The 11,045-nt window shown below is 60.9% G+C and carries 11 protein-coding genes; 9 read left to right on the top strand and 2 right to left on the bottom strand.

Annotated features, from left to right (window positions below; genetic code table 11):
* Positions 1 to 232 (top strand): CDGSH iron-sulfur domain-containing protein (locus ACH2EI_RS13505; protein WP_395160380.1); only part of this gene is annotated, 232 nt, incomplete at its 5' end.
* A 26-nt stretch (positions 233 to 258) separates the two neighbouring features.
* On the opposite strand, the gene ACH2EI_RS13500 is transcribed toward ACH2EI_RS13505, so the two are convergent.
* Positions 259 to 1,101 (bottom strand): hypothetical protein, encoded by an 843-nt coding sequence (locus ACH2EI_RS13500; RefSeq protein ID WP_395157190.1) that lies wholly within the window; start codon positions 1,099 to 1,101, stop codon positions 259 to 261.
* Between the two features lie 171 nt (positions 1,102 to 1,272).
* A complete protein-coding gene (locus ACH2EI_RS13495) occupies positions 1,273 to 1,755 on the bottom strand; it encodes a VOC family protein (protein ID WP_395157188.1) in 483 nt (160 codons plus the stop codon).
* A 148-nt stretch (positions 1,756 to 1,903) separates the two neighbouring features.
* Between ACH2EI_RS13495 and ACH2EI_RS13490 the strand changes: the two genes are divergently transcribed.
* From ACH2EI_RS13490 to ACH2EI_RS13455, 8 genes are all read left to right on the top strand, one after another.
* Entirely contained in the window at positions 1,904 to 2,641 is a 738-nt protein-coding gene (locus ACH2EI_RS13490) for a FadR/GntR family transcriptional regulator (protein WP_395157186.1), read from the top strand.
* A gap of 131 nt (positions 2,642 to 2,772) precedes the next feature.
* Positions 2,773 to 3,765: a Rieske 2Fe-2S domain-containing protein gene (locus ACH2EI_RS13485; protein WP_395157184.1), complete on the top strand. Its 993-nt coding sequence runs from the start codon at positions 2,773 to 2,775 to the stop codon at positions 3,763 to 3,765.
* 94 nt (positions 3,766 to 3,859) lie between these two features.
* Positions 3,860 to 4,348 (top strand): VOC family protein, encoded by a 489-nt coding sequence (locus ACH2EI_RS13480; RefSeq protein WP_395157182.1) that lies wholly within the window; start codon positions 3,860 to 3,862, stop codon positions 4,346 to 4,348.
* Entirely contained in the window at positions 4,345 to 4,767 is a 423-nt protein-coding gene (locus tag ACH2EI_RS13475) for a hypothetical protein (RefSeq protein ID WP_395157180.1), read from the top strand. The genes ACH2EI_RS13480 and ACH2EI_RS13475 overlap by 4 nt, the downstream gene beginning before the upstream one ends.
* Positions 4,760 to 6,853 (top strand): hydantoinase/oxoprolinase family protein, encoded by a 2,094-nt coding sequence (locus tag ACH2EI_RS13470; protein ID WP_395157178.1) that lies wholly within the window; start codon positions 4,760 to 4,762, stop codon positions 6,851 to 6,853. Before ACH2EI_RS13475 ends, ACH2EI_RS13470 begins: the two co-directional genes overlap by 8 nt.
* Entirely contained in the window at positions 6,850 to 8,430 is a 1,581-nt protein-coding gene (locus tag ACH2EI_RS13465) for a hydantoinase B/oxoprolinase family protein (protein WP_395157176.1), read from the top strand. Before ACH2EI_RS13470 ends, ACH2EI_RS13465 begins: the two co-directional genes overlap by 4 nt.
* Positions 8,431 to 8,432: 2 nt before the next feature.
* Positions 8,433 to 9,956 (top strand): class I adenylate-forming enzyme family protein, encoded by a 1,524-nt coding sequence (locus ACH2EI_RS13460; RefSeq protein WP_395160378.1) that lies wholly within the window; start codon positions 8,433 to 8,435, stop codon positions 9,954 to 9,956.
* Positions 9,953 to 11,045 (top strand): aromatic ring-hydroxylating dioxygenase subunit alpha (locus ACH2EI_RS13455; RefSeq protein WP_395160376.1); only part of this gene is annotated, 1,093 nt, incomplete at its 3' end. The genes ACH2EI_RS13460 and ACH2EI_RS13455, both read left to right, overlap by 4 nt.

Genomic DNA, 11,045 nt, shown 5'->3' with positions numbered 1-11,045 from the left:
GTCCGGAGCGCTCACCTATGCCGTCGACGGGGAGATGATCGAACCCGATCTCCCGGTCGAGGTCGCGGTGATCCCCGATGGTCCGTTGTGGGTCAGTGGTGGTATCGAGGTCACCCAGTCAGATGGCACGACGCTTGAGACGCGGAACCGTGTCACGCTCTGCCGCTGCGGCCAATCGGCGGCGAAGCCACTCTGTGATGGTGCACACAAGGCTGCTGGTTTCACCGGCTGACGCGCGCCATCAATTGGGAATCACGGTCAATGGAAGCGCGAGTGGCCCGCGGGGAGGCCGAAGGAGCGTTTCCACACGATGCGGTCGCTGTCCACGGTGTAGTCGCCCTTGCTGATCGCCTGACCGCCGATGACGATGTCGGCTATCGCTTGGCGCCCGGTCATCTGCAAGGGAGGATCGAAACGAAGCAGTTCCTCGACGGCGTTGGCGGCGAGCGTCGGGTTGTCGCGCAGTAACGCGCGCTGCCCAGCGAATGCGACGAGCGCGTTGCCGAGCATGCCGGTCACGGTCTCATGTCCGGCAAAGAGGAGAAACACGATCATCGCGACGATTTTGTCCGCGTCGAGAACGGGCCCGTCGTCCTCGGATACAAGCGCAGAGATGATGTCATCACCAGGAAACTGCCGACGCTCTTCGATGAGGGCCAGGAAGTATTCGTCGAGTTCGGCAAAACGCACGTTGACCGATGCCGCATCGAGCTCGGCGAAGGGTTCGACCATGCTGCCGACGACTCGGGATGCTTCTTGGAGCCACTCCCGTCGCTCTCGCGGGAGGCCGAGCAGTTCCGCGATCAGTTCGATTGGCAGCCGCATTGTGAATGCGTCGACGATGTCGACCTCGCCAGAATCTGGAAGCTCGGACAGCAACTCGTCGGCAACCTTCCGGACGAGGGGTTCATATCCGGCGATCTGCTTCGGGGTGAATGCGCGTGCGACGGCAGACCGCAAACGTGTGTGGTCAGGTGGATCGGTCGCGAGCAGCCAGCGCGAGAAATCTGTGCGAACCGAAGGTGTCAGCGTGCGGTACTGACGCGTGGACAACAGCAGGTTGGCGATCGGCGCAGTAGCACATTCGCTCGAGCGCAGCACCTGTTGGACCTCGTCGTAGCCGAAGACGAACCATTGACCGTAGGTGCGGCCGCCGACCGATGGCCGTGATACCCGCCAGGTGCTCGATCTTCATTGTTCGCGGCAACTGTCGTCATGCTGTACAGACTGTCTGGTCAACGTTGCTCGGTCACGACGAGAATAAAAATTTGCTCATGCGGGAGTGCTCCAACGGTCCTGGAGCGTGGAGAACACGCCCTGGTCCCATGAGAACTCGACCATGTTGCCGTCAGGGTCGCGGAGCATCGTGATGAAGCCAATCGGTTGCGGCATCATTGTTGGCGGCATGGCGAGGCAGTCGGCAAGCTTGGCTCGCGCAGCCATGGCTTCGACGTCCTCTTTCTTCGGGAGTTCCATCCCGAAGTGGGCGAACGGTGCGAGCGTCGCGATCGGTGCGTTCGCGAATGGGTCCTTGTCGGGGAAGAACTGGGCGAGGACGAGAATGAACGGGTTGTTCGTCTTGCCCGGCATGCCGAGCCACGCCCCGTAGCCCATTTCGTCTTCCCTGCGATCGATCAGCTCAAGGGGGGTGTACTCCAAGTACCACTCGATCGTGGCGTTCATGTCGCTCACACGGAGCGCAATGTGGGTCCACCTGGGTTCTGTTGGATGGGTGTTGTGGGTTGCTTCGTGCACAGTGCTCTCGTTCGGTGTGGGACCGGCATGGTCGCGGACGAAACCTGACCATACCAGTTGGTCAGTTGGTCAGACCATAACAAATGGGCGAGAAACTGAGTGGTATGTTGGTCGGACCAACTACCCAAATGTCGATATCATCTCGATCATGACGCAAAACGCCGTTTCGATGCCTGACACTCCGCCGTTTGCACCAATCTCTCGTGAGACCGTGAGCTCGCAGATTCGCAATCAGCTCCTCGAACGGATCTCGAATGGTGAGCTGGCCCCGGGTGCGCAGATGCCCTCCGAGCGGGAGTTGTCAGAGAAGTTCGAGGTGGCGCGCACGTCAGTTCGAGAGGCAATGCAGGGCCTCGTGTCGATGCGGGTGGTCAAACGGCGCGGGAACCGCTCGTACGTGGCCGAACACCTCCCCGACGTGGTCGTCGAGCCCAATGGTCAGAGCAAGTCATTCGTGGCGGAGTTGTTCGAAACGCGACGGCTCCTCGAAGTGCCGTTGTTCGAAATGGCAGCTGAACGGGCGACCGACGCCGAGCGCGATCGGGTGGCTGCGGTGGCAACGCGCTTCGATGCATCGCTCGACATTGTGGAATTCCGTCGCCTTGATCGTGAGTTTCATACAACGCTTGCGGCCTCGTGTGGGAACCCGCTCCTGATCGAGTTGTACGGCAAGGTCCTCGACCAACTTTTCCGTTCGATGGAGTTCTTTACGTTGCTGTCGGCTGAGAGCAACCAGGCAGAGGTGGCCCAGATCATTGCCGACTCTTGTGAAGCACACCGTGGAATTGCCGAGGCCTTCTGCATGGGTGATGCGCTTGCAGTCCGCGTGGCAAGCGAATCGCACCTGGACTCAGTCGAACAGTCGATGGTCGACGATCTGCACTGAACTGCCAAGGAGCAGCACCGTGTGATCTCGATGACGTAGGCTCACCCCAGGTGGTCAGTTGGTCTGACCATGGGGATGTGTGACACTTCTGCGTCCGACAGGTTTGGCGCAGACAAAGGAGCAATGGCTACATGAGTTCATTTGTACACAACGACGCACTGCGGACCGCGTGGCATCCGGTCGCTCGGGTGTCTGACATCGCGGACCGTCCGTTTGCCGTTCGGCTGCTGGCGCAAGACCTCGTGGTGTGGCGTGGCGCCGACGGTGCGCTCGTGGTCGCTCCGGACCGATGCCCGCATCGCGAAGCTCCGCTCTCGATCGGCTCCGTGACAAACGGCGAACTCGCTTGCGCCTATCACGGCTGGACATTCGGCTCAGCGGGCACGTGCGTCGCGATCCCGTCGTCTGGTCCCAGCGCTGCCATCCCCCGGACCGCACATCTGCCGTGCATGCATGCCCGCGAGCAGTACGGATTGGTTTGGGTGTGCCCAGGTGAGCCAGCGATGGACATTCCGCGCGTCGTGCAAGACAATGACCCTGCCTTCCGTCGTCTCAACACAGATGTTGAGACCTGGGCAACTTCGACGCCCCGCCTGGTTGACAACTTTATGGACTTCAGTCACTTTCCCTGGGTGCACACGGGGACCTTTGGTGGAGGCCAAGACCCAATCGTTCCCAAACTCGATATCGGGCCGTTGGACGAGGACTTCTTCGGCTACGCGTACGAAGTCGACGCAGCAAATCCTGACGAGGCGGTCGCAGTCAGCGGAAGCGACGACGACGTTGTACATCGCTCGATGAGTACGGGATTCGCACTCCCGTTCATGGTGCGCAGCACCATTCGCTACGACGACGGGCTCGAACACATTCTGTTGCTCTGCAGTACACCGGTCGACGACCTCAACTCGCTGTTTACGTTCGTCGTGTGGCGCAACGACGATCATGCGACGGACCCCGAAGAGATCCTCAATTTCGACCGCGCAATCGGAGCCGAAGATCGAGCGATGCTCGAGCGTGTCCCTGGCACGCTGCCGTTGCAGCGGACAGGTTTGGTCAATGTGCAGTCAGACAAGCCGTCGGTCGAATGGCGCCGCCAGTTTGCTGCGCTCCTCGACCTCAGGTAGCAGTGCTGCGCTGGGCTACTCCGACTAATTCGGTGCTCGGCCCAGTCGTTCGCTATGGTCTGACCATCAGTCCACCATCGACCAAGGAGCAACGATGAGTATCACCGGTATGAATCATGCAGTCTTGTACGTCCGTGACTCCTCACGGCATCGTGAGTTTTACGAAGAGGTCCTCGGTTTCGTCACGGTGATCGACACTCCGGGCCAGTTCGCGTTTATGCGGGCACCCCGGTCCAACAATCATCACGACATCGCCTTCTTCACCATTGGTGCCGCAGCGGGCCCGTCCGCCGCCGGGAGCGAAACTGTCGGCATGTACCACCTCGCATGGGAAGTCGAGACCCTCGGCGACCTGGTCGAGATGCACCAGCGTCTGGGCGAAGCCGGAGTCATTAAGGGGACGTCGGACCATGGTCCGAACAAGAGCTTGTACTGCACGGATCCCGATGGTCTCGAATTCGAAGTGATGTGGCTTGTTCCTGCTGATCGTTGGGGGGATGAAGAGCACGAGGCGATCATCCGGCCACTTGACCTTGCGGCTGAGGCCAAGCGTTTCCCAGACATGATGGCGGTCTCGTCATGAACCTGGCGAACCAGTACTGCCATTTCTTCGACGACGACGAATTCGTTGAAACCGACCGCCCTGGCTTCCGGCGCCGCGTGCTCACCGGCGACAACCTGCAGCTTTGCTTCTGGCGGATTACTGGCGGCGCGACTGGCTCGTATTTGCATAAGCACGACGAGCACGAGCAGCTCGGCATCATCGTGCGCGGCGCGCTTGACTTCCTGATTGACGACGACTCCGACAACGCGGAGCGTCAGATCATCGGAGAAAATCAGGTCTACCTCGCGCCTGCCGGAGTCTGGCATGGCGACAGTTTGTTTGTCGGTGACGAGGAACTCAACGAATGCTGGATTCTCGATATCTTCTCGCCGCCGCGTGAAGACCTTCGCGAAGACTCACCATCCCCCTCAACAGTAAGGAGCACCACCAATGGCTGACTGGAGACTCGCCGTCGACATTGGCGGCACATTCACTGACGTGGTGTTACTTGACGCTGCGTCTGGCCGCGTGGTTGTCGACAAGACACTCACCACCCCGTCGGCGCCGCTTGATGGGGTGCGTACGGGAGTCACCCAGCTGCTTGCCAAAGCAGGGGTTCTCCCTGGCGACATCACCGCGCCGATCGTGCATGCGACGACACTGATCACGAATGCGTTGATCGAGGGTAAGACCGGGCGCGCCGGGCTCGTCACCACGACCGGCTTCGGTGACACTTTGCTGATCCGCGACGAGCATCGCTACGACATGTACGACCTGCAGATCGAGTTCCCCGCCCCGCCAATCCCGCGGGATCTCACGTTCGAAATTAACGAACGCACGGGAGCCGATGGTTCAGTAATTACCGACCCGACCACTGCCGACCTCGACGCGCTGGTTGAAGAACTCCGCCGCGCCGATCTCGAAGCCGTTGCGATCTGCTGCCTGAACTCCTATGTCAACGGGTCAAACGAGCTCAAGATCGCCAAGCATCTGCGGAGCGCTCTCGGTATCCCCGTATGTATCTCTGCCGAGATCTCACCGCAGATCCGCGAGTATCCGCGGATGGTCACCACTGCGTGCAACGCCGCCACGATGCCCGTGATCGGTCCGTACCTCGACGAGCTCCAGAAGTGGCTTGCGGCCGAAGGCTTTGGCGGCTCGGTTCTCATGATGCTCTCGAACGGCGGCGTTGTGTCGGCTGATGAGGCTGCTCGGGGTCCGATTCGCCTCGTCGAGTCTGGTCCAGCCGCAGGCGCTCTTGCCGGAAGCTGGTTCGCCAAGCGACTTGGTATCGACCGGCTTCTGTGCTTCGACATGGGTGGAACCACTGCCAAGGCGTGCCTCATCGAGCACGGTGAGCCCGAACTCACGAACACGTTCGAAGTCGCTCGTGCCTATCGCTTCAAGAAGGGCTCCGGCTTTCCTGTATCAGTCCCGTCCGTTGACCTCGTCGAGATCGGCGCCGGTGGCGGAAGCCTGGCCCGTGTCGATCAGTTCGGCCTCTTGAAGGTCGGTCCAGAGTCATCTGGCGCCGACCCCGGTCCGGCAAGCTACGGCCGGGGTGGGACCATCCCCGCCGTAACCGACTCTGATGTGATCCTCGGTCTCCTGGATCCGGCGTCGTTTCTCGGTGGCGACATGCCCCTCAACCGCTCGCTTGCCGTGGGCGCTCTGCAAACAGTTGCCGACGGTCTCGGCCTCGAAATGCTCGACACCGCAGCAGGTATTCACGAAGTGGTCAACCAGAACATGGCCGCTGCTGCCAGCATGCACGGCGTCGAAATGGGCGTCGACCTGCGCGGCATCCCCCTGATCGCGTTCGGTGGTGCCGGCCCGGTCCACGCATGTGGCGTCGCCGAACTCCTCGAGTCAGATCGGGTCATCTTTCCGGTCAACGCGTCGGTGCTCTCGGCTTTTGGCACGCTCGTGTCGCCGGTCCGCATCGACTTGGCGCGATCGATGCCGCGATTGATCGACAAGGTCACCAACGACGAACGCGATCGTCTCCTCGACGAACTCCGCACCGAGGGTCGTCGCGTTTTGCGTGGCGCCGGGGTTCCCGACGACGCCATCGTCTTCCGGTACGGCGTTGACGCTCGGTACTCAGGCCAAGGTAACGAGATCACGATCTGGGTTGGAGAGGGTGACGCCTGGCCGGCCACGGCAGCAGACGTCACCAGTGCTTTTGAAGTCGAATATCGTCGTATCTACGGGATGACAATCCCCGACGTCGCTGTCGAGGCAATCACCTGGCGACTCTCTGCGGCGGCCACAACGTCGCACGTCGAACCTGACGACTCGATTGCGCCGCACGAGGGCGACGTCGTGCCCAAGAGCACCCGCCCGATGGTGTTCTCGCGCGGCGTTGACGCCGTTGAAGCGCCGGTCTACGAACGTTCGACACTGGGTGCTGGGGCCAGATTTGCTGGTCCGGCCGTTGTCGAAGAACGCGAAACCACGTCGGTGATCCGCCCCGGCTGGGACGTCGAAGTCGCAGCCGACGGAAGCCTTATTGCCAGCAGAACTGCGAAGGAGTCCGCATGACCATTGCCGAAACGCGCCCGTCTGGGTTTGATCCGATTGAGCTCGAGATTCTGTGGCAGTCCTTGATCTCCACGGTCAACGAGCAAGCGCGGGCATTGCAACGCTCGGCCTTCTCACCGATCGTGCGCGAAGCCGGAGATCTCGCCAACGCCGTGTTTGATCGCCGGGGCCGCATGGTTGCTCAGGCAGTCACCGGGACACCCGGCCACATCAATTCACTGGCCATTGGGGCAGCGAAGATGCTCGAGGAGTATCCGCTCGACACCCTTGATGAGGGTGATGTGCTCATCACGAACGACCCGTATAAGACGGCCGGGCAGTTGCTTGACGTCACGGTGCTGGTGCCGGCGTGGCGCGACGGCAAAATCATTGCACTGTTCGGTTCCACCATCCATCACACCGATGTTGGGGGCTACGGCATCGGCGCCGGAGGCCGTGACGTGTTCGAAGAAGGACTGTGGATTCCGATCTGCAAGCTGATGAAAAAGGGTGAACGCAACGGTGACGTCTGGAAGTTCATCCTCTCCAATGTGCGTCAACCCGATCACATGGCTGGCGACCTCCACGCGCAGATGGCATCAGGTGAAGTCGGTGCACAACGCTTGAACACGCTTTGCGCAGCGCATGGGCTCGACGACATTGAGGAACTCGCCGACGAGATCATCACGCGCTCCGAGGAAGCAACCCGAGCGAGCATTCGCGAGTTACCGAGTGGCACGTACAACTCCAGCGCGATTCTTGACCTCGCCGACGGGTCAAAGATCGACATCGTGTGCGCACTCACCGTCGATAGCGATGAAGGCGAGATCACTGTTGACTACGAGGGAACCTCGGAGGCGTCACCCTGGGGCATCAACGTGGTCATGAACTACACGCACGCCTACACGACATTCTGCGTGCGTTCGGTCCTCAGCCCCGACATCCCGAACAATCACGGCAGCCTGGGCCCAATCAAGGTCAAGGCGCCTGAAGGGTCGATCGTCAACGCAGTCTCACCGCAGCCGGGTACCGCCCGGCATGTCGTTGGAATGTTCCTACCGAACGCGCTCCTTAAAGCACTGGCGCAGATCCGCCCCGAGGCAGCCATGGCAGAAGGCTCTGGTGCCGTGTGGACGATGCAGGTCAATGGCAGCCACCCTGATGGCAGCCCATTCATTACAGCGATGTTCACCTACGCGGGTGGCGTCGGAGCGCGCGCTACGAAGCCGGGGTTGAGTGCGTGCTCATACCCGACAGGAATTTCGGCGGTCCCGATCGAAGTTGTCGAAGCGTCGGCGCCGATCCGTTTCCACGAGAAGTCGCTCCGGAAAAACTCTGGTGGATTAGGGGCTCAGATCGGGGGGCTCGGTCAGGCAATCGAGTTCAGTGTCGACACCGACCGAGCGTGGCAGTTGAATGCGGTCACGAGCCGCCTTGCTGATGCGCCCCTGGGAGTGTTCGGCGGAGAACCTGGGGCCACCGGGAGTTTCTTGGTCAACGGCAAGGCTGTGGACACTCAGGCGCGCCTCAGCCTGACCGGGTCCGATGTCATCAGGCTTGAACTCCCCGGTGGTGGGGGATACGGGGCAGCGCAATAGCCATGACCGAATGGGCCGATCCGACGACGTTCGCCCAGGTCTGGGCCAACGCCGTGTCGACGCGCCCTGACGCGCCCTTCCTCACGTTCGAAGCGCCTGACGGCAGCGTCGCTGACTGGACCTACGGCGAGTTCGACCGGGTGGTCGCCCGCACTGCAACCGAGCTGGCCAGTCACGGGGTGGGCCCTGGTGCTGCAGTGCATCTCGCGCTTGCCAACTCGCCGACGTTCGTGGCGGTATGGATTGCGACCATCAGACTCGGCGGCTGGATGGTGCCATCAGATCCGATGGGTCGCAGCGATGAGCTTGAGGACCACATCGAGCGAACCGGCCCGATCGTTGGCTTCTTTGCTCGGGACCGCTCGGCTGTGTACCGAGCTGTCGCAACAGACATTGCGCTGTTCCCGATCGACGAGGATGACGTCGATTTCGAATGGCTGCCAACGCAGGAGTTCACCGGGTGGCCCGAACCAGGCCTACGTGATGTGGCCGCGGTGATGTTCACCAGTGGCACGACGGGTCGACCGAAAGGAGTCGTTGTCTCCCAAGCGAACTACGCCTTTGCTGGCAAGACCATGGCGGAGGCTGCTGGCCTCACGAGCGAAGATCGCTACCTCGTCGTCCTGCCGATGTTCCACGCCAACGCGCAGTACTACTCATTTGCCGCAGCGGTCTGGGCTGGAGCATCGGTCGCCCTGATGCACACGTTCTCGGCGAGTGGCTTCTTGCCGCAGGCGCAACGGCACGCTGCAACATGCGCCAGCCTGTTTGCTGCCCCCCTTCGAATGATCCTTGCGCGTGGTGGTCCGGTCGACGGGCTGCGGTTGCGTCATTGCTGGTTTGCCCAGAACATTGCTGATGACCCACACCGAGTGATCACCGAGTGGTTTGGGTGCCAACTGCGCCAGTTGTACGGCATGACCGAAACTATTCCCGCCGTTCTGACCGACGAGGCCAGCGATCCCCGCGCCGACTCGATGGGGTTTGTCACCGCCGGTTGCGACGTCGAGATCCACGATGCCGACGGCGTCCCCGTCGGCATTGATGAAGTCGGCGAAATTGTCGTCCGCGCAACACCCGGCCTAACGCTGTTTACCGAGTATCTCGCAGACCCCGAGACTACGGCAGATTGTTTTCGCGGCGAGTGGTTCCGTACTGGCGATCGTGCATCTTGCGACTCGACTGGTCGGTTCTTCTTCGATGGGCGCCGATCTGACGTCCTGAAGGTGGCTGGCGAAAATGTGTCGACCGTGGAGATCGAAGCGGTGCTCACAGCGCACCCCGGTGTGCTTGAAGCTTCGGTCGTCGGGGTTCCCGACCAGATACGAGACGAAGTACCCGTTGCGTTCGTCGTCGCCGCTGAGCCAGGCTCGCCACCGTCTATTGCCTCCTTGCACGAGTGGTGCCAGAGTCGACTCGGTAAAGCAAAGCAGCCGCGTGAGATCACACTGCTCGATGAACTCCCACGTACCAGCGTGGGCAAGATCCGAAAGTTCATGTTGAAAGATGAGGTGTTGCAGACATGACGACGAACCCGTTGTCCCTGAGTGACGAGCTCTTGGCGAGCCTGGAGGCATCGACCGCCGATGTGTCGCAGGCCTTGACGTTGCCAGCCGAGTTGTACACGTCGGCCGATGTGCTTGCCTTCGAGGCCGAAGCACTCTTCATGAAGGAATGGCTCTGCGTTGGGCGGGCCGAAAGGATCCCGAACGTCGGCGACTGGTTCACCGTGACCCTGGTGGACGAGCCGGTCATCATCGCACGCAACAAAAATGGTGAGGTGTGCGCGATGTCGGCCGTCTGCCAGCACCGCGCGATGCAAATCTGTGAGGGCGAAGGCAACAGCACCACCTTCAAGTGTCCGTATCACCACTGGAACTACGGACTCGATGGCCGTTTGCTCGGCGCTCCAGCGATGGAACGGACGGAAGCCTTCGACAAAGCAGACTTCGGGCTTCCGCAACTTCGAGTTGAAGAGTGGCTCGGATTCGTCTTTGTCAACTTCCACAGCGACGCTGCACCGCTGGCCCCGACGCTTGAGCGCTATTCACCTTTCGTTCACAATTATGACCTCGAAAATGCAGTCTGTCCTGGCACATTCACGCTGGAAAATTTGCCGTGGAATTGGAAAGTCATGTTCGAGAACTTCAACGACGGTTACCACGCCAATCGACTCCATCAGTACGTCCAGGATTTCTGTCCGTCGAGCATGTCGGAGTTTCCGGTGCCATGGTCGGACGACTCGAATGTGATTTTCCGAACCGGCGGCTACACGCACATTGACGGTGGATTCAATGCAACGCATCGCGTGATCATGGACGTGTTTCCCGATCTCACCGACGAAGAACGAACACGTTCGACCTTCGCACTCATGCCGCCCACCCTGTGTTTTGGCACGGCGCCAGACCAGTGCTTTTTCTTTCTCGTCCGTCCTACAGGTCCTGAAACCGTCGACATTGAGATCGGCTACATCTTCCATCCGTCAGCCCTCAAAGACCCGCTCTTTGAGCAGAAGATGGCGTTGTCGGATGCGGGTGTCCAGGTCTTTGTCGATCAGGACCAGGACGCCACAGCGAAAGTCCAGCGGGGATTGCGCTCTCGCTTCGCACCGCGTG

Source organism: Ilumatobacter sp. (assembly GCF_041688325.1).
Lineage (GTDB): Bacteria > Actinomycetota > Acidimicrobiia > Acidimicrobiales > Ilumatobacteraceae > Ilumatobacter_A.
Note: the sequence above shows the minus strand (reverse complement) of the source record. Positions and strands in the feature narration are given on the sequence as shown.